Origin of the sequence: Agromyces sp. NPDC058110 (genome assembly GCF_042884735.1) — a bacterium.
Classification (GTDB): Bacteria; Actinomycetota; Actinomycetes; order Actinomycetales; family Microbacteriaceae; genus Agromyces.
The window spans coordinates 319,784-342,057 of sequence record NZ_JBHVTI010000004.1 but is presented as its reverse complement, the minus strand read 5'-3'; the positions used below and the strand labels follow the sequence as shown (position 1 = coordinate 342,057).

The following is a 22,274-nucleotide window of genomic DNA, read 5'->3' as shown; positions in this document are numbered from 1 at the left end:
CAGATTCAATCAGAAATGAGCAGATTATGGAAGTTCTTGACGAATTGGGATGGATGTTGCAAACTACCTGAATCCAAGTGGCGCAGCGCAGCACCGCGACTCGCCGTTCCGATCACAAGAGGAGATCGCAGCGTGAAACTCAGCAGGAAGATGCTCGCCGCCGTCGGCATCGCGATGGCCAGCACGGTGGCACTCGCAGGGTGCGCCGGATTCGGCGGTGGTGGAAGCGATGAGGGCGACTCGGCTTCGGGCGACCTCACCTTCACCACGTGGGCGAGCGAGTCCGAAGAGGCCGCGTTCAAGGACCTCATCGGCCAGTTCGAGGCCGAGCACGAGGGTGCGAAGGTCAAGCTCAACGTCGTGCCGTACGACCAGATGTTCTCGAACATCGACGCCCAGCTCTCGTCGGGTGACGCGCCCGACGTGTTCCGCGTCGACTACGGCAACCTCGGCGTCTACTCGAGCCAGGACCAGCTGCTCGACCTGAGCTCGTCGTTCTCCGACGACGAGGTCTCGGAGTTCACGCCCGCGATGTGGGAGGCCGTCTCGTACGACGGCAAGCCCTACGGCGTGCCGCACCAGACGGATGTCTCGGCGCTGCTCGTGAACACCGACATGCTCACCGCCGCGGGCATCGACGTCTCGACGCTGCCCACCTCGCAGGACGACGCGTGGACGTGGGACCAGTTCGCCGACTTCGCCGCCGACCTCCGCACGAAGCTGCCCGCCGACAAGTACCCCTTCGTCTACAACTGGCAGCTGGGCGGCGCACCGCGCTGGCTGAGCTGGCTGTTCCAGGCCGACGGCGCGTTCCTCGGCGAAGACGGCAAGACCCCCGAGATCGACTCGGCCGCAGGCGAGAAGGCGCTCGACTTCACCAAGTCGTTCTTCACCGAGAACTGGGTGCCGCCGACCTCGTCGACCAAGTCGCCGACATACGCCGACTCGCTCTTCACCGAGGGCACCACGGCCATGGCGTTCCTCGGCTCGTTCCTCGTGCCCGACGTCGACAGCCTCGCGAAGTTCGAGTGGACCGCGATCCCCATGCCGAAGGACGAGCGCGGCGCGACCGACCTCGGCGGCAACGCCCTCGTCGCGACGAAGGCCACGAAGAACCCCGAGCTCGCAGCGGAGTTCCTCAAGTTCATGGTCTCGGCCGATGCGATGAGCGAGTTCTGCGCCGCGACCAACGAGCTGCCGACGCGCACCGACCTCGGCGGCGACGCGATCGACTTCGCCGTGCGTCCCGACGTGATGCCCGCGTTCGTCGACCAGGCTGCGACGATCGAACCGAGCGACGTCAAGCAGCTCACCTCGCCGGCCATGGCCGCGATCAACACCGCCCTGCAGGACCAGCTCGAGGCGGCCTTCATCGGCGGCCAGTCGACGAAGGACACGCTGTCCAACCTCAACGACGCCATCAAGGAAGCTGCAGAGTAATGACCACCACCACCGCCCGCGGCCGGGAGGGCGCCAAGGCGCCCGCCCGCCCGCGGGCGGCGCGCCGCGCCGCCCGCATCAAGGAATCCCTCGTCGGCTGGGGGTTCCTCACCCCGAACCTGCTGCTCATGGCGGTGTTCCTGTTCCTCCCGATCGTCTGGGCGGTGCAGCTGTCGTTCCAGGAGACCAAGGGCTTCGGCACCCCCGAGTGGGTCGGGCTCGACAACTACGTGAAGCTCGTCACCGACCCGGTGTTCTGGCAGAGCTTCGGCAACACCATCGTCTTCACCATCCTCACCGTGCCGGTCGTCATGATCGGCGGCCTGGGCCTCGCGGTGCTGCTCAACTCGGTGCTGCCCGCGCGAGGCGTGTTCCGCACGGCGATCGTGCTGCCCATGGTCATCTCGGGCGTCGCCTCCGCGATGGTCGCCGTCATCCTCTTCTACGAGTCGAACGGCCTCATCAACAAGGTGCTGACGGCGGTCGGCCTGAGCCCCGTCGCCTGGCAGTCGCAGGGCGTGCCCGCGATGATCTCGGTCGTCGTGGTGGCCATCTGGCTGCGCATCGGCTTCAACATGATCATCTACCTGGCCGGCCTGCAGGGCATCTCGCCCGAGGTCTACGAGGCCGCCCGCATCGACGGCGCCTCGCGCTGGCAGCAGTTCCGGTCGATCACGGTGCCCCTCGTCGGGCCGTCGTCGTTCTTCCTGCTCATCATGAACGTCATCGCGTCGTTCCAGGTCTTCGACCTCATCTTCGTGATGACCGGCGGCGGACCGGGCAACTCGACCTCGGTGCTCGTGACCTACGCCTACCGCAACGGCTTCCAGATCCGCGAGCAGGGCTACGGCGCCGCGATCGGCATCGTGATCCTCATCATCACCCTCATCTTCACCTTCATCCAGTGGAAGACGAGCCGCACCCGTGACCTGGTCGAGTAGGAGCACGCCATGACCCAGACCACAGCACTGCTCGAGATCTCCGAGGCGGAGCTCCTCGGCGACCGCAAGGCGGCGAGGCTCCAGCGCCGACGCGAGCGGAAGGGCAGCACCATCGGCGCCCGCCGCGGCATCGTGTGGCGCACCGCCATCGCCACGCTCGTGTCGATCATCGTGCTCTTCCCGCTCTACTGGATGGTCGTCGTGGCGTTCTCGCCGCGCGGCGAGGTGTTCGAGCCGGGCCTCCGCTTCTGGCCCAGCACCTGGACGCTCGAGAACTTCGCCAAGGTCTTCGACCAGTACCCGGTCGCGACCTGGTTCGGCAACTCGCTCGTGATCGGCGTCTTCGTGACCGCGTTCACGGTCGTCGTCAACCTGCTCGCGGGGTACGCGTTCGCGCGGCTCAAGTTCCGCGGCAGCAACGTCGTGTTCCTGCTCGCGCTCGCGACCATGATGATCCCGGTGCAGGCCATCATGGTCGCCCAGTTCAAGCTCGTCTCGGGCCTCGGCATCTACGGCACCTACTGGGGCGTGATCCTGCCGGGCGCGGCAGCCGCGTTCGGCATCTTCCTGGCACGGCAGTTCTTCATCGGCATCCCCGACGAGATCATCGAGGCCGCGAAGATCGACGGCGCCGGCCACCTGCGCATCTTCATCCAGGTCGTGCTGCCGCTCTGCAAGCCGCTCATCGCGGTGCTCACGCTGCTCACGCTCATGGGCAGCTGGAACGACTTCGCCTGGCCGCTCATCGCCCTGAAGGACAACGACCTCTTCACCCTGCCGATCGGCCTGCTCTACCTCAAGGGCCAGACCAGTCCCGACTACAACTCGATCATGGCGCTCGCGTTGATCTCGGTGCTGCCGATGGTGCTCCTGTTCCTCTTCTTCCAGCGCTACTTCGTCCAGGGCTTCGCTCGGGCGGGAATCAAATGACCCTCACCTATCTCTGCACCCTGCCCCTGCCCGACGCCTGGTTCGCCGAGCTGTCCGAGCGGCTGCCCGATGTCGACGTGCATCGCCTCGCCGCAGGCGAGACGCCCGACTCCGACCTGCTCGCACGCGTGGACCTGCTGCACACGAGCGAGTGGTTCCCCGAGGCATCCGCTGCTCCGTCCCTGAAGTGCGTGCAGCTCGACACCTCGGGCGTCGACCACGTGCGCCGCACGAGCCTGTGGCAGACCGGCGTGCCGATCGCCACGCTCGGCGGCATCGCCCCCGTGCCCATGGCCGAGTACGCGATGATGGCGACGCTCGAACTCGCGCACCGGATGCCGCTCATCGAACGCCATCGCGCAGAGCGCAGCTGGCCGACGAACGCCGACCGGCTCTCGTCGCTGACGCCTCGGCAACTGCCCGGCGCGACGGTCGGCATCATCGGCTACGGCCGCATCGGGCGCGAGATCTCGCGGCTGGCGACGGCGTTCGGCATGCACGTGCTCGGCCTCAGCCGCACGGGCGTGCCCGCGGCCGCCGACGCGAAGTTCGACACCGGGCGCCAGGCGCCGGGCGAGGACCGCGCCGAGATCCTCCCGATGGAGGCGCTGCCCGAGGTCATGCGCCGTAGCGACATCCTGATCGTCGTCGTGCCGCTCACCGAGCTCACCCGCGACATGATCGGCGCCGAGCAGCTGGACCTGCTGCCCGAGGGCGCGCTCGTCGTGAACATCGCGCGCGGCGGCATCGTCGACGAGCAGGCCCTGCTCGAACGGCTGCGCGACGGCCGCATCGGCGGCGTCGCCCTCGACGTCTTCGACGAGGAGCCGCTCGGCCCCGAGTCGGTCTGGTGGTCGGAACCCGGCGCGCTCATCACGCCGCACGTTGCCGGACTGGCCCCGCAGTATCATGCACAGACGCTCGACCTCGTGGTCGAGAACCTGACCCGACTGGCAGAGGGCCGGTCGATCGTGAATGAGGTTGATCGTGTCTCCGGTTACTGAACCCCTGCTCGGCCCGAAGCGCCAGCGCGAGCTGCTCAACTACATTCGCACCTACGGTGCGGGCTCGGTCACCGAGATGGCGCGCCTGCTCGGCGTCAGCACCTCGACCGTGCGCCGAGACCTCAACGACCTCCAGGACCGCGGGCTCATCGAGCGCGTGCACGGCGGAGCGGCTCAGGTCGAAGACGACGTCGAGCCGCTGCGGCCCATCCGCGAGGTCGCGTTCGCGGAGGAGAAGCAGCGCATCGGCCGCGCCGCGGCCGCGCACATCAGCCCGAACTCGACCGTGCTCATCACGGGCGGCACGACGACCGAGGCGATGCTGCCGTTCCTCGGCGGCATCCGCGGGCTCACGGTGCTGACGAACAGCCTCACGGTCGTGAACCGCCTCTCGCAGTACTCCGACATCGACATCATCGTGCTCGGCGGCCTGCTCCGCCGGCAGGAGATGAGCCTGCTCGGCCACCTCACGATCGCGGGCCTCGACGAGTTCGGCATCGACCAGGCCTTCACAGGCGCGTTCGGCGTCGACCCCGAGATGGGCCTCACCGGCACGAACCTCTCCGAGACGCAGACCGACCGCTCGCTCGCCTCCTCGGCGATGCGGCTGACGGTGCTCGCCGATCACTCGAAGCTCGCGCAGCGCGGGCCGGCGCGGCTCGTGCCGACGTCGGGCATCTCGCGCCTGATCGTCGACGACGGGGCGGATGCCGCGGTGCTGCAGCGCCTGCGCGACGCGGGGGTGACCGTCGAGACATGCTGACCGACACCGCTCGCCTGTTGGCGGGGGTGGGCGGGAGCCTGCCCGCCGTCGCCGCCTTCAACGTCATCACCCTCGAGTACGCCGAGGGCATCGTCGCCGGTGCCGAGCGCGCCGGACTGCCCGTGCTGCTCTCGATCAGCCACAACGCCGTGCGGTTCCACGGGGGTCTCGCACCCATCGCGGCCGCCTGCACGGCGCTCGCCGAACGCGCCTCGGTCGGCGTCGGCCTGCACCTCGACCATTGCGAGGATGCCGCGCTCGTGCTCGAGTCGGCCGACCTCGGCTTCGGCTCGGCCATGTTCGACGCGTCGCCCCTGCCGTACGAGCTGAACGTGTCCGAGACGGCCCGCGTGGCCGAACTCGGTCGGGAGCGCGGCCTCTGGATCGAGGCCGAGCTCGGCGAGATCGGCGGCAAGGACGGCGCCCACGCGCCCGGCGTGCGCACCGACCCCGCCGAGGCCGCCGCATTCGCACGTGCGACGGGCGTCGACGGGCTCGCCGTCGCCGTCGGCACCTCGCACGCGATGACCACGCGCACCGCCGTGCCCGACACCGAGCTGATCGCCCGCATCGCCGCGGCCGTGCCTGTGCCGCTCGTGCTGCACGGCTCGTCTGGCGTCGCCGACGACGCGATCCGCGCGACGGTCGCGGCCGGCATCCGCAAGATCAACGTCGGCACGCAGCTGTCGGCCGCGTACACCGACGCCCTGACCGCCCGTCTCGGCGGCGGGCCAGACCCGCGCGCCGCGCTGAAGCAGGCGCGCGAGGCGATCGCCGTCACCGTCGAGCACCTGCTGCAGGTCATCTCGACGCCCGCATCCGCCTCAGCGCCCGTCTCCGAAGCCGCGCGCTGAGCGCCGCACCACGAAAGGAACCACCCATGTCCGCAACCGTGTCCGGACCGAGCTCGCACGAGGGCGAGCCGAGCGCCGCGGCCCTCCTCGAAGCCGGCGACATCGTCGGCCTCATGCGCGCCTGCCACGACCGCCGCCTCGAGCGCGAGGGCATCCCCATGGTGCTCGGGTTCATCGACGAGCGCCGCGAGATCCCCGCATCGACGGATGCCGCGCAGCTCGCCGAGGGCAACGCCTTCGCCGACGTCTTCGACCGCTACACCGAGGCCCTCGTGCCCTTCGCGCGCGATGAGGACGAGGGCGCCGTCATCACCGCGATGCAGGTCGTCGCGTACACGCACTTCGCGCCCGGAGCGGCGCCCATCTCCGAGGAGGCCTCCGCATGACCCAGCCGTCGTTCACCGCCCAGCGCGAGCAGCTGCGACGCGGTCACTTCATCCGCGTCGTGAACTACCACTCGACGCCGAACGGGGCCCGCGACGAGCTCGCCCGTGAGCTCGCGGGGTTCGCCCGCGACTACGCGACCGTGACGCTCGACGACCTCGACCGCCTGTTCGAGACGGGCACCTGGCACAAGGACAAGCCCGGGCTGATCCCCGTGTTCTACGAGGGCTACCGCAACTCGGCCACGGTCGCCGCGCCGCTCTGCGACGAGCTCGGCCTCACGGGCTGGTTCCCGATCGCGACGTCGTTCGTCGACGCCGACGTCGAGCACCAGGAGGCGTTCGCCAGGGCGCACTGGATCTCGCTCGTCGAGGAGGACACCAAGGGCGGCCGCATCGCGATGAACTGGGACGAGGTCGCCGACCTGTCGAAGCGCCACGTCGTCTTCCCGCACACCGCGCACCACGAGGGCTTCGACACCGTGCTCTCCGACGCCGACATCCAGCGCGAGGTCGTCGACTCCAAGCGCGCCCTCGAGGCCGTCACCGGCCAGGAGGCGCCGGCGTTCGTGTGGCTGCACGGCTCGTCGTACGGGCAGAACCCGCGTCACGACGCCGCGGTGAAGGACGCCGGCTACCGGTACCAGTTCGCCAACACCATGATCCACCGCGTGAACTGAGCCGTTCCACGCGGGAACGAGCCTCGGGGCCGCCGTCGCCTGGCGGCGGCCCCGAGCACCATCAGGCGCTGAGCGGCACGCCCAGGTGGCGGATGCGTCCGGCGCCGTCGCGCCAGGTGAGCTCGGTCGTGCCGCCGTCGCGCGTCGAGGTCGCGCTTCGGGCGGTTCCGGGTGCGATGCCGTCGGTCGCCGCGCCGGCAGCCTCGATCGCGGCGCGGGCGGATGCCTCGTCGGGCAGACCGGCCCCGGTCGCCGTCGGCGCCCATGAGCGTTCGGGATAGCCCGCGGCCGTGGAGACGAGGTGGTGCGCGACGCCGTCGGCGCCCTCGACGGTGAGGCGCAGCACGCCGGCCGCATGGGCGGCCGCGAACCGCACGACACCCGTCGCGGCATCCGTCGCCCTCCGTTGGAAGCCGGGGCCGGGCGACCAGTACCAGCTCTGCAGCACGCCGTCGTCGTCGAGCGCGAGCACCTCGAGGTGGTCGGGGCCGAGCGTCGACTGGAGGATCTGCGCGTCGAGGTACCGGCAGCCGTCGGCGAAGTGCAGCCCGGCGCTCCATGTGCCCGGCGGCACGTCGGGCGTCTCGAGCGGGTCGGTCTCGAGGTCGGCGTTGAACCAGAACACCCAGAGCCCGTCGTCGGCGTCGCACGCGAGCAGTTCGAGGTTTCCGCGGGCGCCGTAGACGCCCTGCGCGAGGCTGACCGGTCCTGCCGTCGGTCGGTCGTCGCCGATGATCGCAGCTGAATCTGAATGCATCTGCTTATTCTTGCTCATTTCTGATTACTTGTGACAGTATGTTTCCTGATTCACCCCGAAGGAGAGCCATGAGAATCGCACGCACCGTCGTCGACGGACACGCCCGCATCGTCGTGAAGGACGGTTCGACCGTTCGCCTGGCGCCGATCGAGCACGCCGACGACGCGCTCGCCGCGATCGAGTCCGCACGCTCGGGCGCCATCGAGGCCTGGGCCGAGATCGACGAGGCCGACCTGCAGCTCGCCGCCCCCGTCGCCGGCGCGGGCAAGATCATCGCCGTCGGCCTCAACTACGTCGACCACACCGCCGAGACCGGGATCGCCCAGCCCGAGCGCCCGCTCACGTTCGCCAAGTACACGACCTCGATCACCGGGCCGACCGACGACGTCGTCGTGCCCGACCACGTGACGCAGGGCGTCGACTTCGAGGCCGAGCTCACGCTGCTCATCGGCCGCCGCTGCGGCGGCGACACGCCCGCGACGCTCGACGACGTCGCCGCCTACACGGTCGCCAACGACGTCTCGGCCCGCGACGTGCAGTTCGGCGACGTGCAGTGGACCCGCGGCAAGTCGTTCGACACGTTCACCCCGCTCGGCCCGTGGCTCGTCACGCCCGACGAGTTCGGCGACCCGCGCGGCCACCGCATCTACGCCGACGTCGACGGCGAACTGCTGCAGGAGGACGACACCGCCGAGATGATCTTCGACGTGCCGACCCTGCTCGCCTTCATCAGCGACGGCGTCACGCTCGAGCCCGGCGACCTCATCCTCACCGGCACGCCCGCCGGCGCCGGCGGCTTCCGCACGCCGCCGCGCTACCTCCAGCACGACCAGGTCGTGACCGTCGGGGTCGAGGGCATCGGCGAACTCCGCAACCGCTTCGTCTACCGCTCGCGCCTCGCCGCGTAGCACGCTGGAACCAACGCAAAGGAGCACCATGGCCCACGATCGCGTCCTCGTCCTCATCGGCGCCGGATCCGCCGTGTTCACCCGCGGCCTGCTGGCCGACCTCATCGGCGCCGACGACCTCGGCGGCTGGGAGATCCGGCTCGTCGACGTCGACCCCGTCGCGCTCGACGTCGCGGCCGACCTCGCCGAGCAGATGGTCGCCGCGCGCGGCGTCGGCGAGCAGATCCGGGTCGTGCGCTCGACCGATCGACGGGCCGTGCTGCCCGGCGCCGACTTCATCGTCACGTGCGTCGGCGTCGGCGGCCGGCCCGCGTGGCAGCTCGACCACGAGATCGTGCAGAAGCACGGCATCTTCCAGCCCGTCGGCGACTCGATCATGCCCGGCGGCATCTCGCGCCTGCTGCGCACGACCCCCGTGCTCGTCGAGATCGCGCACGACATCGCCGAGCTCGCGCCCGACGCGTTCTTCTTCAACTACTCCAACCCGATGACCGCGAACGTGCAGGCCATCCACCAGCAGACCGGGCTCGACGTCGTCGGCCTCTGCCACGGCATGCACCACATCCAGCGCGAGCTCGCGCAGCTCATCGACGCGCCGTTCGAGCGCACCTCGACGCTCTACGCGGGCATCAACCACCTCACGTTCATCTACGACTTCCGCCTCGACGGGCAGGACGCCTGGCCCGTGGTGCGCGAGCGCGTGCGACGCGAGCTCGCCGAGGCCCCCGACACCGCCGACATCGGCAACATCTTCTACGACACCCCCACCGCGTGGCACAACCCGTTCGCGTGGGAGCTGTTCGAGCGCTACGGCGCGTTCGCCGCGGCCGGCGACCGGCACGTCGTGGAGTTCTTCCCGGAGCGGTTCGCGAACGGCGACTACTACGGCAAGAAGCTCGGCGTCGACGCGTTCAGCCTGCCCGAGATCCTCGAGTGGGGCGAGAACCGCTACCAGGGCATGAAGCGCCAGGCCCTCGGCGAGGAGCCGCTCGACCAGACGATCTTCGATCGCTCGGGCGGCGAGCAGGAGCAGCTCATCGCGATCATCCGCTCGATCACGTTCGACTCGCGCGAGATGTTCAGCTGCAACGTCGTGAACAACGGCATGGTGCCAGGCCTGCCGGACTGGTCGGCCGTCGAGATCCCCGGCGTGGCGACCGCCCGCGGCATCCGCCCCGTCTCGGTTCCCGACCTCGGCAAGCCGCTCACCGCGATCCTCGCCCGCCGGCTCACGTCGGTCGACCTCGCCGTCGAGGCGGCGCTCACGGGCGACCGCGGGCTCGTCGTCGAGGCCATGATCGCCGACGGTGCGATCTTCGACGCGGATGCCGCGGCATCCCTCGCCGACGACCTGATCGCCGCCCAGGCGAAGCACCTGCCGAGGTTCGCATGAGCGCGCGCAACCTCGGCAAGGAGGAGCGCGAGGCGAGCGAGCGCGAGGCGAGCGAGCGCCACGCGGCTGCCGCCGGGGGAGCGACGGATGTCGCCGACGACACCGCCTTCGCGGGCCGCACGGGCGTGCCGACGCACGAGTGGGGCGAGGGTCTGCGCAGCCAGCAGTGGTTCGGCGCAGAGGGCAAGACCGGCTTCATGCACCGCTCGTGGCTGCGCAGCGAAGGCCTGCCCGACGACTCGTTCCGTGGGCGGCCGGTCATCGGCATCGCGAACTCGTGGAGCGAGCTGACGAGCTGCAACATCCACCTGCGGGCGCTCGCCGAGCACGTCAAGCGCGGCATCTGGCAGGCGGGCGGCGTGCCGTTCGAGTTCCCCACGACCTCGGCGGGCGAGCCGATCGTGCGCCCGACGGCGATGCTGCTGCGAAACCTCATGGCGATGGATCTCGAGGAGACGCTGCGCTCGAATCCGCTCGACGGCGTCGTGCTCCTCGCCGGCTGCGACAAGACCACTCCGGCGTACCTGATGGGCGCGGCATCCGTCGACCTGCCCTCCTTGCTGATCACCGGCGGCCCGATGCTGAACGGCAAGCACCGGGGCACCGACATCGGCTCGGGCACCTCGGTGTGGAAGTTCACCGAGGCCTACCGCGCCGGGCTCATGGACGACACCGCGATCACCGAGGCCGAGGGCTGCATGGCCCGCAGCCAGGGGCACTGCCAGACCATGGGCACCGCCTCGACCATGGCGTGCGTGTCGGAACTCATGGGCATGCAGCTGCCGGGCACCGCCTCGCTGCCGGCCAACGACTCCCGGCGCGCGACCGCGGCACACCTCGCCGGCCGTCGCATCGTGCAGATGGTCGAAGAAGACCTGCGGCCCTCGAAGATCCTCACGCGCGAGGCGTTCGAGAACGGCGTGCGCGCGAACGCGGCGCTCGGCGGCTCGACGAACGCCGTGATCCACCTGCTCGCGCTCGCGCGCCGCGTCGGCGTTGAGCTGACGCTCGACGACTTCGACACGCTCGTGCGCGACATCCCGGTGCTCGCCGACCTGATGCCGAGCGGCCGGTTCCTCATGGAGGACTTCGAGTACGCGGGCGGCACCGCGGGCTTCGCCGAGACGCTCGGCGACCTGCTGCACCGCGACGCGCTCACCGTCACCGGCGGCACGCTCGGCGAGAACTACGCCGGCGCCGAGGTCTACAATCGCGAGGTCATCCGCCCGCTCGAGAACCCGGTCAAGCCCGTGGGCTCGGGCATCGCGGTGCTCCGCGGCAACCTCGCGCCGCGCGGCGCGGTGATCAAGCAGTCGGCCGCCGATCCGAAGCTCATGCAGCACACCGGCCGTGCCCTGGTCTGGGACTCGCTGCAGGACTACCTGCGCGACGCCGACGACCCCGACCTCGACGTCGTGCCCGACGACATCCTCGTCGTGCGCAACGTGGGTCCGAAGGGCTACCCGGGCATGCCCGAAGTCGGCAACCTGGCGCTGCCGCGCAAGATCCTCGAGGCGGGCGTGACCGACATGGTGCGCATCTCCGACGCGCGCATGAGCGGCACGTCGTACGGCACCGTCGTGCTGCACGTGGTGCCAGAGGCCGCGGCCGGCGGCCCGCTCGCGTTCGTGCGCACGGGGGACACGATCACGGTCGACGTCGCGAACCGCTCGCTGCACATGCACGTCTCCGACGAGGAGCTCGAGGCCCGTCGCGCCGGGTGGACGCCCCGCACGGTGGCCGGCAGCGAGCGCGGCTGGACCCGCCTCTACATCGAGCACGTCACGCAGGCCGATGAGGGGCTCGACCTCGACTTCCTGCAGGGCCGCTCGGGGGCTGCCGTCGGCCCGCAGGCCTTCTAGGATGTCGCGCGTGCAGACGGTTCTGGTGGTGGGCGCCGGGGGAATCCTCGCGCCCGCCGCGGCCGCGCTCGTCGCCGGCGGCGCCGACGTGACCGGCATCGGCCGCAGCCGCACCATGCCCGAGGGCGTGCACGCGCTGTACGTCGACGCGACGGATGCCGCGGCCCTGCGCACTGCGCTCGCCGACCGTCGCTTCGACGAGGCGCTCGTCTACGGCCGAACGGTGACGGATGCCTCGTTGCAGGTGCTGCGCGAGACCGTGGCCGGCCGGGTGGCGTTCGTGCGCACGAGCGCCGGCGCCGATCCTGCCCACGGCGACCTCGACGTGCCCGACGACATGCTCCAGCTCGGCTGGCACGAGGAGCCCGACGGGTCGACGCGCTGGCACACGCCCGCCGAGGTCTCGGAGCTCGCGCTCGCCGTGCTCGGCGACGGCCGCCCGCGCATCCTCGGCACCGTGCGCCCCTGGAGCGCACGCCCGTGATCGTCGCGCTCGCCCTCTCGCCGAGTCTCGACGTGACGTACGAGGTCGATTCGCTCGCCGTCGGCGACATCACCAGGCCGACGGCCGTCACGCGCGTCGCGGGCGGCAAGGCGCTGAACGTCGCACGGTCCGCGGGCGCTCTCGGCGCCGACGTGCTCGCCGTCGCGGCGCTCGGCGGACCCACCGGCGACTGGGTCGGCGCCCTGCTCGCGGCCGAGGGCCTCGCGGTCGAACGCATCGAGCTCGCCGCGACGACCCGCACGTGCCTCGCGATCGTCGAGTCGCGGGCCTCGGCGACGAGCACCGACGTGTACGAGCAGGCGACGCCCTTCGGGCCGGCCGAGTGGTCGGCGTACGCGTCGGTCGTGCGGGCCGTCGGCGCCGCCCGGCCCGGCGCGTGGCTCGCGCTCTCGGGGTCGATCCCGCCCGGTGTGCCGCTCGACGAGCTCGCCGAGCTGCTCGGTGAGCTCCGCGCGGGCAGCGCTCATGTCGCCGTCGACGGGTCCGGCGAGGGGCTGCGGGCGACGGCCGCTCAGGCCGACCTGGTGAAGGTCAACCGGCGCGAGGCGGGAGAGTTGCTGGGCCGTGGCTTCGACGATGCACCCTCCGCTAGTCGGGCGCTGCACGCCCTGCACGGTGCCACGGCGATCGTGACCGACGGGGTGCGCGGTGCGTGGGCGTCGTCGGCCGAGTTCGACGGACCGGCTCCGGCACCGCGCTCGGTCGGGCGGTTCCCGGCCGGGAGCGGCGACAGCTTCCTCGGCGGGCTGCTCGCGGCGCTCGACCGCGGCGACGGGCTCGAACTCGCCGTCGCGCTCGCGGCCGATGCCGCCGAGCGCAACGCGAGGGTGCCCGGGCAGGCGCGGCTCGGGTAGGCCGGATTCTCGCCGGCGCTCGAGAAAATTGACACCTCATCGGCGTCATCGACCCGACCTCGGTCATGGACGTGCACCAGGTCGGCCTCATCGGAACCCAGAAGCGCGTGCAGGGCGTCTACATGGGCTCGACGACGGCGAAGCGCGACATCCCGATGTACGCGAAGCTCTACCTCGAGGGCCGCTTCGAGCTCGACGCGCTGCTCTCGAAGGAGATCTCGCTCGACGAGGTCAACGAGGGCTACGAGGCGCTCAAGGACTCGAGCATCACGCGCGTGGTCATCGCGAGCCTCTGACCGGCGGCGGGCCCGAGCGCCCGTGTCGGCTGAACGCGGAACGCCCGGCCTCCTCGCGGAGGCCGGGCGTTCGTGCTGCTCGAAGCGCGTCGCTACGGACAGGTCGTGCCCGGGTACCCGATCTCGAGGTCGCGCGTCACCTTCTCGCCGTCGATCTCCGCCGTCAGCTGCACGCCGACGACTCCGGAGCCTACGGTCGCGAGCCGGGTGGTGAGGGCTCGTGACGAGCTCTGGTCCACCGGGATCGTGCCGAAGGCCGCCTTGCCGAAGTCGCTCGTGAGCTGCGCCTCGACCCGCACGTCGTCGTCATTGCGAACCGAGACGGTCAGCACGGCCTTCCGCGCGACGCACCGCCACGCCGTCGAGACCGAGGCTTCGATCGTCGCTGCGGCCGCGACGGTGGTCGGTTCGCCCAGGGTGCGCGGGGCGATCACGATGCGGTCGACGTTGGGCGCCCAGGCCGTGGTGTTGCCGAAGCGCAGCGGCTGGTCGGCCGTCGCGAGCGTCACCGGGATGGTGCGCTGCCAGAAGCTGTTCCACGAGTACGTGTACCGGAAGTACGCGTCGCCCACGTGCTCGCCGCCCTCGCTCACGTCGATCCGGCGGTCGACCACCTGCGGGTTGTACGCATGGTCGCCAGAGGTCTCGGCGTTCGAGTAGTGCACGGTGAGGTCGTAGTCGCCTGCGGCATCGAAGCCCGCGGCGCGGTCGATCTCGATGGCGCCGGCGCCGTTGCCCACGTTGCCCGCGAAGGCGCGGCCCGAGGCGTTGGTGCCCGTGCTGTCGGCCAACGTCGTGGCCGAGGCCCCGCCCACGAGCCGCGCGTCCTCGGCCTCGATCGACACCGCTGCGCCATCGGCGTCGCGGGCGCGGACGGTGGTGAGGTTCGACACCGATGCCCCGTTCGGAGAGCGGAGCTCGATCTCGTTGATGCCCTCCACGAGGTGCACGCGGGTGGTCGAACGCCACGCGCCGGCCCCGTCGACCGCGATCGCCGGCGTGGACTCGCCGTTGACGTCGATCGTGAGGTCCGCGGCATCCGTCGACGACCAGTCGACGACGACGTCGTAGTACCCGGTCTCGAAGGCGCTCGCGTAGAGGTCGGCGCGGCCGTCGCCGGTGAGGTGCGCGGCACCGGGGTGCTCGCCCTCCCAGCCGAGGTGCGCCCCGTCGACCAGGCGGAAGCCCGATGCGGGGTACGACGTCGGCTCGCCCTCGCCGACGGAGGTCAGCGAGACCTTGTCGAGCGTGATGTCGGAGTTCGGCAGGCGGTCGGTCCCGTCGGCGCTCGCGCGGATCGAGAGCGTGTGGGAGCCGGCGGTGAGGTCGACCAGCAGTTCCGCGCTGCCGCGGTACTGCCACCGGCTCGTCGCGTTCAGCGCCAGGTCGGCCGTGTACTGGATGGTGCCGGCCGCGGCCCCGTCGACGAACAGCGCGTGACGACCGGGAACGCCGGGGGCACCCCCGATGACCTGCAGGCGGTAGGTGCCGTCGTGCGGCACCTCGAGCGTCCAGTCGGCCTTCGAGTTCGCCCGGTTGAACGATCCGACGTCGCGTCCGCCCGACGCCAGGAACTTCCAGCCGCCACCGGCCTTCGGGTCCTGCACGTAGGCCTGAGCCGCAGTGAGCTGCATCGACTCGGCCTCGATCGCGGCCGTCCAGGGCTGCGCTGCCTGAGCTGCCGCGACATCCCGCTCCTGCGCCGGCGTGATGACGATCTGGTAGCCGGCGTACCGGTCGTAGGTGGGCACGACGAGGTCGAGCGAGCCCGAGTCGAGGGCCGCACCGTCGACCGCGGCAACCACCCGCGGGGTGTCGGCCAGGCCCTCGGCGCCGGTCAGCGCGGTCTCGCGCACCTCGATGTCGACCGCATCGCCGAACACGGCGGGGTCGAGGCCGGTGAGGTCGAGCGCGACGTCGCGGTCGGTGCCGCCCCACAGCACGGTCGCCCGCCGGTTCTCGTCGTCGATCGCCCCGATGCCCTGCAGCGTGTCGACGCCGTTGGGGGTCGGTGGAGTCACACGCACGGTGTCGCTGCCGTTCAGGTCGCCGTACCACTTGAACATCCACCAGCCGGCGTTCGCGCCGTTCGGGCGCGCGCTGTTGTCGGAGAAGTTGCCCGCGTAGTTCCAGTAGGCCGTCTGCGCGTCGACCTTCGTGTCCTCGAACATCGTGAACCACTGGATGAGCTGACCGGGCACGCCCATGTCGCGCAGCATGCCGTACTCGGTGATGTTCACGTGGATCGGGTCGATGCCGAGCGACTGCTCGAGCGCCCGGTAGTCGGCGAAGTTCTGCCGGTAGTGGGCGAGGTTGTCGATGCCGAGCTCGTGCCAGATGAAGATATCGGGCAGCGAGCCGTTCGCCTTCGCGAACTCGAGGATGTCGCGGCTGCGCTCCGGCTGCCAGCGGGTGTCGCCCGGACCGCCGATGCGGGCGTGGCCGAGCCCGTGGCGCGCCCAGACCTCCTGCACCTGGTCGTAGGTGGCCTGCCAGTCGTCGAGGAACTGGGTCTTCTGCGTCGACCAGTTCGGGTACCAGTTGCCGCCGTCGGGCTCGTTGAACGTGATGAACACGTAGTCGTCGGGCCTGGCCGAGTCGGTGGCCACCGCCTCGGCGACGAACTCGACGACCTCCAGGTAGTCCCACACCCCGTTGGGCGTGTTCGTGTACGTGCCGTCGGCCTGGTCGTACGTGCGGTCGTCGCCCGGGCGACGACCGCCGTTGTACGACCAGTCGGGGTAGTAATCCTGCACGTAGATGTACATGTCCTCGCCGTGCTTGTCGAAGAAACCGTCCTCGACCTTGATCGCATCGCCCGACGGGTGCTGCGTGCCGTACGGCGCCTTCTGCGACGAGTTGGTGATGGCTGCGCCGTTGATGAGCGCCTGCGTCGGGGCGCCCTCGTCGCCGAATCCGTACAGCGTGCCGGTCGCACCGCCGCGGAACTCGCCGGTGCGGTCGGCGAAGTCGACGGACAGCGTGTCCGTCTCATCGGCGAATGCGGGTTGGGCCACCAGCCCCGTCACCGCCAGTGCCGCGACCGCGCATGCGGCCATGGTCGATCTCAATCTCATCGTCGTCGATTCCCCTCTTCATCGAGTGTCTGCGCGCGGACGGGGCCTCGCTCGTGGCGCCGATCACCGCACGGGGCCCGACGCTACCGAGTCTTGATAGCGATTTCAAGCAAAACTTGATAGCGGTTTCAGATTCGTCTATGGTCGCTCTTGAAACCGCTATCAAGCGACCGTCGAGGTCGCACAGTCCGCGAAGACGAGGAGTGTCGTGACCGTTCAGGTGAGCTGGGGGAGCAGCGCGTTCGCGCTCCGCTTCGCATGGGACGACGCCTCGCCCGTGAGCGTCGTCGAGCTCTCGGGCCACGGTCGCAGCCACCCCGTCTACGCCGTGCCGCTCGTCGAGATCCTCACCGCGGCGCAGGGCCGGCTCCCGGCATCCGACCGTCTCGCGCACACCGAGCTCGGCTCGCAGCTGCGCCACGTCTCGCACGAGGTCGGCGACGACCGTCTCGTCATCACGCAGGCGGGCGCGGGCGTCGAGGCCACGATCGAGCTGCGGATGCTCGCGGGGGCGCCGGGCGCGATCCGCTCGACCGTGACCGTCACGGCCGTCGGCTCCGAACCGGTCGTGCTGCGTTCGGTCGCCTCCTGGTCGTCGGGCTTCACCGCGGCCGACGGCACGAGCCTCGAGAAGCTCGACGGTTGGCAGCGCATCTCGGGCACGAGCGATTGGCTGGGCGAGGGCCGCTGGACCCGCGAGGCGCTGCGCGGCCCCGACTTCCCGCACCTCGCGGAGGGACTGACCGGCCACGACCCGCGCGGCGCATGGGCGGTCACGTCGGACGGCACCTGGTCGACCGGCCGCGACCTGCCCGTGGGGGGCGTCGAGTCCGACGAGGCCGGCCTCGCGCTGCTCTGGCAGATCGAGCACAACGGCGCCTGGCGCTGGGAGATCGGCGAGGACACCGACGGCGGCTACTTCAGCCTCTCGGGCCCGACCGACACGGACTCCGCGTGGACCAGGGTGCTCGCTCCCGGCGAGACGTTCACCACGGTGCCCGTCTCGATCGCCGTCGGCGCCGACCTCGAGCAGGCCGTCGCGGCGCTCACCGACCACCGTCGCGCCGCCCGACGCCCGCACCCAGACAACACGGCGATGCCGGTCGTGTTCAACGACTACATGAACACGCTCGACGGCGACCCCACCACCGACAAGCTGCTGCCGCTCATCGCCGCCGCCGCCGAGGTCGGCGCCGAGATCTTCTGCATCGACGCCGGATGGTACGACGACAGCGGGCACTGGTGGGACACCGTCGGCGAGTGGAAGCCGTCGACCACGCGGTTCCCCGGCGGACTCGGCGAGGTCATCGACGCGGTCCGAGCGGCCGGCATGACCCCCGGACTGTGGCTGGAGCCCGAGGTCATCGGCGTGCGCAGCCCGATCGCCGACGAGCTGCCGCGCGAGGCCTTCCTGCTGCGTCACGGACAGCGCGTCGTCGAGCACCACCGCTACCACCTCGACCTGCGCCATCCGGCGGCGGTGGCGCACCTCGACGAGGTCGTCGACCGGCTCGTGCGCGACTTCGGCGTGGGCTTCTTCAAGTTCGACTACAACATCAACCCGGGCCCGGGCACCGACCACGATGCCGACAGCGTGGGCGACGGGCTGCTCGCCCACAACCGGGCGCACCTCGCGTGGCTGGACCGCGTGCTCGACCGGCATCCCGGACTCGTGATCGAGAACTGCTCGTCGGGCGCGATGCGCATGGACTTCGCGGTGCTCTCGCGGCTCGCGATGCAGTCGACCTCCGACCAGCAGGACTTCACGAAGTTCCCGCCGATCGCCGCGGCGGCACCCATGTCGCTGCTGCCGGAGCAGGCCGCGAGCTGGGCCTACCCGCAGCCCGAGATGAGCGAGGAGGAGGTCGCGTTCTGCCTCGTCACCGGGCTGCTCGGCCGCTTCTACGTGTCGGGATACCTCAACCGCATGGACGCGCGTCGCCGGCATCTCGTGGCGGAGGCCGTCGCCGTCGCGAAGGGGCTCCGCACCGAACTGCTCGCCGGCCATCCGCACTGGCCCACCGGGCTCCCCGGCTGGAACGACGCCTGGGTGAGCCTCGGCCTGCGCGGCGACGACGGCGACCTGGTCTCGATCTGGCGCCGAGACGGCTCGGGTTCGGCAGAGCTCGCGTTCCCGCACCTCGCCGGCGCGGACGTGACCGTCGCGGCCGTCTTCCCGACCGACCTTCCCGCATGGCAGACCGAATGGGATGCCGCCACGGGAACCCTGACCGTGCACGCGAACGACGACGAGCTCGCCGCGCGCACCATCCGCCTCACCGCCGATTCCGAGAGTCGGACCGAGAGGACTGCATCACAGCCGGGCACCGGACCCACCGGGCGCATCGGATAATCACACAGTAAGGAGCGATTCAATGAAGAACAGGTTCCGCGGCGCTGCGGTCATCGCCGCCGTCGCCGCACTCACCCTCGCCGGATGTTCCGACCCCGGCTCCGGCGGCGGCGACTCCGCCCCCGCCGCGTGGCCGGCCCAGGACGCCGACCTCTCGGGCACGACCCTCACCATCTGGGCCGCCCAGAACTCCAACACCGTGCCCGACAGCGTCGTCGCAGGATTCGAGGAGCTCACGGGAGCGACCGTCGACGTGGTCACGATCCCCGACCCGTACGAGCAGAGCGTGCAGACCAAGGTCGCCACCGGCGACAAGCCCGATCTCGCCTTCTGGCAGCCGACCGCCTCGATGCTCACGGCGCTCAACGCGTCGACCAACCTGCAGCCGCTCGACGACGCGCCGTGGCTCGACTCGTACAAGCCCGAGCTGCGCGACATCACCGGCATCCTCGACGACACCCGGTACGCGGCGCTCATCACGACCCCCGCCGTTGAGGGCGTGTACTACAACAAGGAGGTGTTCGCCGCGAACGGCATCGCCGACGTGCCGGCGAACTGGGACGAGTTCGTGCAGACCGGCCGCGACCTCAAGGCGAAGGGCGTCACGCCGTTCTTCGACTTCGGCGGCGGCACGCCGTGGGCGACCCAGTGGTGGGTGCAGGTGCAGCTCGCCGACGCCGCGAAGGACGGTCTCTGGGACCGCGTGAACGCGAACGAGGAGACGTTCACCGACCCGACCATCCAGGGCGCGATCGACACGTACAACGACCTGATCGACGAGGGCCTCTTCAACGAGAACCTCAAGACGGCGACCTTCGAGGACCAGGGCCCCGCCCTCCTCGCGGGCGACGCGGCCATGGCCGTGCAGGTGAACTCGTTCTTCGGCCAGCTGCAGTCGCTGTCCGACACGGCCGAGCTCGACGAGAAGATCGGGTTCTTCCCGATCTCGCCGAGCGGCAACGTCGGCACCTTCATCCCCGACCAGTCGAACGCGCTCGTCGCCTTCAAGACCGGTGACGAGAAGCGCGAGGCGGGCGCCCGTCAGCTGCTGTCGTACTGGCTCGGCGACGGCTACGCCGACTTCGTCGAGGCGCAGTCGACCGTGTCGCTCCAGACCGACGTCGACTCGTCGGCCGAGGTGCCCGAGGCGCTCCTCGCCGTCAGCGACTCGCTCGCCGACTCGGTCGGGTCGATGCAGGCGCTCGCGATCGCGAACCCCGACCTGTACCTGAACCTCGGCGACATGATCCAGGGCACCATGACTCCGGCCGAAGTGGGAGAGGCGACGCAGAAGCAGTTCGCCGAACTCGCCAAGGCGATCGGCGCCACGGGCTTCTGATCCGCAGCCCGGGGGCCGGCTGTCGCGCCGGCCCCCGGGCAGCCCACCACCACCCTCGAAAGGCAGCACCCATGACCACCACTCTGGGACTCTCGAAGGGCGCGGCCCGCGCCCGGGGCATCCGAGAGTTCGCGGCGAGCCCTCGCGCCAAGCAGGACCACCCGCTCTGGTTCCTCATCCCGGCACTGGTCGTGCTGGTGGTGTTCTTCGTCGTCCCGACCGTCTTCAACTTCATCTACGCGTTCACCGACTGGTCGAGCTTCAAGTCGGAGATCAACTTCGTCGGCTGGGACAACTTCACCTCGCTGTTCTCGAGCGGCCAGCTGCTCGGCGCCCTGTGGGTGACCCTCGTCTACGCCGTGCTCGTCGCCGTGTTCCAGAACGTGTTCGGGCTCGCGCTCGCGCTGCTGCTCGAGCGCGACACCCCGCTGAACCGCGCGCTGCGCGTCGCGTTCTTCATCCCGGTGATCATGTCGGCCCTCGCCGTCGGCTACATCTTCCAGGCCATGCTGAAGCCCGACGGCGCGGTCAACTCGATCATCGGGTCGGTCATCGGCCAGCCGGTCGACATCGCGTGGCTCGGCAGCACCACCTGGACCATCGTGGTCGTCGCCCTCGTGCACGCCTGGAAGTGGATGGGCCTCTCGATGCTCATCTACCTCGCCGGCCTCAAGACCATCGACGGCGACATCCTCGAGGCCGCGCGCCTCGACGGCGCCGGCTGGTGGACGACGTTCCGCTCCATCCGGTTCCCGCTGCTGGCGCCCGCGGTGACGTTCAACGTCGCGACCGCGCTGCTCGGGTCGATGAACGGCTTCGACATCGTGCAGGCCACGACCGCCGGCGGGCCGGGCGGCACGACCGAGCTGCTCAACATCTTCATCTTCCGAACGTTCGGGCAGGGGCTCTTCGCCCAGGCCACCACGATGAGCCTCGTGCTGTTCCTGCTGGTCGCGATCCTCGCGTTCCCGGTGATCCGCACGCTCCGCAAGCGAGAGGACGTCCTCTGATGACCCTCACCACCGACTCCACGCGCGCCATCGTCACGCGCGACGCGAACCGACGCGGCAGCCGTCCGGCACCCGTCCACGAGCCGAGCGGTCGCGGCGCGCGCCGCGGCATCCGTCGCCTGATCCAGCCGGTCGCCGCGGTCGTGACCGCGGTGCTGCTGCTCGGCATCCCGTTCTGGCTCGTCATCGTGACCGCCTCGAAGAACCAGGCCGAGGCGCTGAACCCGAACCTGAGCCTGCCCACCGAGTGGCGGCTGTTCGAGAACTTCGCGACGGTGTTCACCGACGGCAAGATGCTGCCGGCGTTCTTCGGCAGCCTCCTCGTGATGGTGCCGTCGGTGCTCGGCGTGCTCATCATGGGCGCTATGGCGGCCTGGGTGCTCGCGCGTCGCTCGAGCCGAGCCCTCGCGATCGTCTACGCGCTCGCGATCAGCGGCATCGTGCTGCCGCCCGCCGTCGTCACGATCGTGCTCCTGCTGCGTCAGCTCGGGCTCGCCGGCACGCCCATCGGCATGATCTGCGTGTACATGGGCATGTACCTGTCGACCGTGATCTTCTTCGTCACCGGATTCGTGCGCACCATCCCGCCCGAGCTCGAGGAGGCCGCCCGCGTCGACGGCGCCTCGCCGGTGCGCGTGTTCGTCACGATCATCCTGCCGCTGCTCATGCCCGTGCTGGCGACCGCGACGATCCTGATCTGCCTGTACATCTGGAACGACGTGTTCTACGCGCTGTTCGTCGTGGGCGGCCGACTCGACACCTTGCCGTTGAACCTCTACCAGGTGGCGAGTTCGGGGCTCTATCTTCAGAACTGGCACCTGATCTTCGCCTACATCATCCTGATGAGCCTGCCGCTGCTGATCACCTTCATGCTCGCGCAGCGCAAGATCATCTCCGGCATCACCAGCGGTGCCGTGAAGTGACG

The 22,274-nt window shown here is 70.2% G+C and carries 20 protein-coding genes; 18 read left to right on the top strand and 2 right to left on the bottom strand.

Features of this window, described 5'->3' with window-relative positions; translation table 11 throughout:
• Positions 1-132: 132 nt before the first annotated feature.
• The 8 genes from ACFVS8_RS11755 to ACFVS8_RS11720 are packed head-to-tail and all read left to right on the top strand — an operon-like array spanning position 133 to position 6,995.
• Positions 133-1,440, top strand: a complete 1,308-nt coding sequence (locus ACFVS8_RS11755; RefSeq protein ID WP_387062015.1) for an ABC transporter substrate-binding protein — start codon at positions 133-135, stop codon at positions 1,438-1,440.
• Positions 1,440-2,381 carry a carbohydrate ABC transporter permease gene (locus tag ACFVS8_RS11750; protein ID WP_387062012.1) on the top strand — a complete coding sequence of 314 codons (942 nt, stop codon included), beginning with the start codon at positions 1,440-1,442 and terminating at the stop codon, positions 2,379-2,381. The genes ACFVS8_RS11755 and ACFVS8_RS11750 overlap by 1 nt, the downstream gene beginning before the upstream one ends.
• A gap of 9 nt (positions 2,382-2,390) precedes the next feature.
• Positions 2,391-3,311 (top strand): carbohydrate ABC transporter permease, encoded by a 921-nt coding sequence (locus ACFVS8_RS11745; protein WP_387062009.1) that lies wholly within the window; start codon positions 2,391-2,393, stop codon positions 3,309-3,311.
• Positions 3,308-4,315, top strand: a complete 1,008-nt coding sequence (locus ACFVS8_RS11740) for a D-2-hydroxyacid dehydrogenase (RefSeq protein ID WP_387062006.1) — start codon at positions 3,308-3,310, stop codon at positions 4,313-4,315. Before ACFVS8_RS11745 ends, ACFVS8_RS11740 begins: the two co-directional genes overlap by 4 nt.
• Positions 4,299-5,078 carry a DeoR/GlpR family DNA-binding transcription regulator gene (locus ACFVS8_RS11735; protein ID WP_387062004.1) on the top strand — a complete coding sequence of 260 codons (780 nt, stop codon included), beginning with the start codon at positions 4,299-4,301 and terminating at the stop codon, positions 5,076-5,078. Before ACFVS8_RS11740 ends, ACFVS8_RS11735 begins: the two co-directional genes overlap by 17 nt.
• Complete coding sequence (locus ACFVS8_RS11730) at positions 5,072-5,932, top strand: class II fructose-bisphosphate aldolase (protein WP_387062001.1); 861 nt, start codon at positions 5,072-5,074, stop codon at positions 5,930-5,932. The genes ACFVS8_RS11735 and ACFVS8_RS11730 overlap by 7 nt, the downstream gene beginning before the upstream one ends.
• A 26-nt stretch (positions 5,933-5,958) precedes the next feature.
• Positions 5,959-6,318 (top strand): hypothetical protein, encoded by a 360-nt coding sequence (locus ACFVS8_RS11725; RefSeq protein ID WP_387061998.1) that lies wholly within the window; start codon positions 5,959-5,961, stop codon positions 6,316-6,318.
• A complete protein-coding gene (locus ACFVS8_RS11720; RefSeq protein ID WP_387061995.1) occupies positions 6,315-6,995 on the top strand; it encodes a polysaccharide deacetylase family protein in 681 nt (226 codons plus the stop codon). The genes ACFVS8_RS11725 and ACFVS8_RS11720 overlap by 4 nt, the downstream gene beginning before the upstream one ends.
• 61 nt (positions 6,996-7,056) lie before the next feature.
• On the opposite strand, the gene ACFVS8_RS11715 is transcribed toward ACFVS8_RS11720, so the two are convergent.
• Positions 7,057-7,752, bottom strand: coding sequence for a hypothetical protein (locus ACFVS8_RS11715; RefSeq protein ID WP_387061992.1), 696 nt, complete (start codon positions 7,750-7,752; stop codon positions 7,057-7,059).
• A 68-nt stretch (positions 7,753-7,820) separates the two neighbouring features.
• Between ACFVS8_RS11715 and ACFVS8_RS11710 the strand changes: the two genes are divergently transcribed.
• The 6 genes from ACFVS8_RS11710 (at position 7,821) to ACFVS8_RS11685 (ending at position 13,570) form a co-directional block, all read left to right on the top strand.
• Positions 7,821-8,660, top strand: coding sequence for a fumarylacetoacetate hydrolase family protein (locus ACFVS8_RS11710; protein WP_387061988.1), 840 nt, complete (start codon positions 7,821-7,823; stop codon positions 8,658-8,660).
• A gap of 28 nt (positions 8,661-8,688) precedes the next feature.
• Positions 8,689-10,053, top strand: a complete 1,365-nt coding sequence (locus ACFVS8_RS11705) for a hypothetical protein (RefSeq protein WP_387061985.1) — start codon at positions 8,689-8,691, stop codon at positions 10,051-10,053.
• Positions 10,050-11,915, top strand: coding sequence for an IlvD/Edd family dehydratase (locus ACFVS8_RS11700; RefSeq protein ID WP_387061982.1), 1,866 nt, complete (start codon positions 10,050-10,052; stop codon positions 11,913-11,915). Before ACFVS8_RS11705 ends, ACFVS8_RS11700 begins: the two co-directional genes overlap by 4 nt.
• Before the next feature lie 10 nt (positions 11,916-11,925).
• Complete coding sequence (locus tag ACFVS8_RS11695) at positions 11,926-12,399, top strand: hypothetical protein (RefSeq protein ID WP_387061979.1); 474 nt, start codon at positions 11,926-11,928, stop codon at positions 12,397-12,399.
• The gene (locus ACFVS8_RS11690) at positions 12,396-13,274 is read left to right on the top strand and encodes a 1-phosphofructokinase family hexose kinase (RefSeq protein ID WP_387061977.1); all 879 of its coding nucleotides are present in this window, start codon (positions 12,396-12,398) and stop codon (positions 13,272-13,274) included. The genes ACFVS8_RS11695 and ACFVS8_RS11690 overlap by 4 nt, the downstream gene beginning before the upstream one ends.
• Before the next feature lie 65 nt (positions 13,275-13,339).
• Complete coding sequence (locus ACFVS8_RS11685) at positions 13,340-13,570, top strand: hypothetical protein (protein ID WP_387061975.1); 231 nt, start codon at positions 13,340-13,342, stop codon at positions 13,568-13,570.
• A 92-nt stretch (positions 13,571-13,662) separates the two neighbouring features.
• Here ACFVS8_RS11685 and ACFVS8_RS11680 read toward each other — a convergent pair whose 3' ends face one another.
• Positions 13,663-16,629 (bottom strand): hypothetical protein, encoded by a 2,967-nt coding sequence (locus tag ACFVS8_RS11680; RefSeq protein WP_387061972.1) that lies wholly within the window; start codon positions 16,627-16,629, stop codon positions 13,663-13,665.
• Positions 16,630-16,855: 226 nt separating this feature from the next.
• Between ACFVS8_RS11680 and ACFVS8_RS11675 the strand changes: the two genes are divergently transcribed.
• From ACFVS8_RS11675 to ACFVS8_RS11660, 4 genes are all read left to right on the top strand, one after another.
• Complete coding sequence (locus ACFVS8_RS11675; protein ID WP_387061969.1) at positions 16,856-19,000, top strand: glycoside hydrolase family 36 protein; 2,145 nt, start codon at positions 16,856-16,858, stop codon at positions 18,998-19,000.
• Positions 19,001-19,022: 22 nt separating this feature from the next.
• Positions 19,023-20,339, top strand: a complete 1,317-nt coding sequence (locus ACFVS8_RS11670) for an ABC transporter substrate-binding protein (RefSeq protein WP_387061966.1) — start codon at positions 19,023-19,025, stop codon at positions 20,337-20,339.
• Between the two features lie 71 nt (positions 20,340-20,410).
• Positions 20,411-21,349 (top strand): carbohydrate ABC transporter permease, encoded by a 939-nt coding sequence (locus ACFVS8_RS11665; protein WP_387061964.1) that lies wholly within the window; start codon positions 20,411-20,413, stop codon positions 21,347-21,349.
• Positions 21,349-22,272 (top strand): carbohydrate ABC transporter permease, encoded by a 924-nt coding sequence (locus ACFVS8_RS11660; protein WP_387061961.1) that lies wholly within the window; start codon positions 21,349-21,351, stop codon positions 22,270-22,272. The genes ACFVS8_RS11665 and ACFVS8_RS11660 overlap by 1 nt, the downstream gene beginning before the upstream one ends.
• The last annotated feature ends 2 nt before the right edge of the window (positions 22,273-22,274 follow it).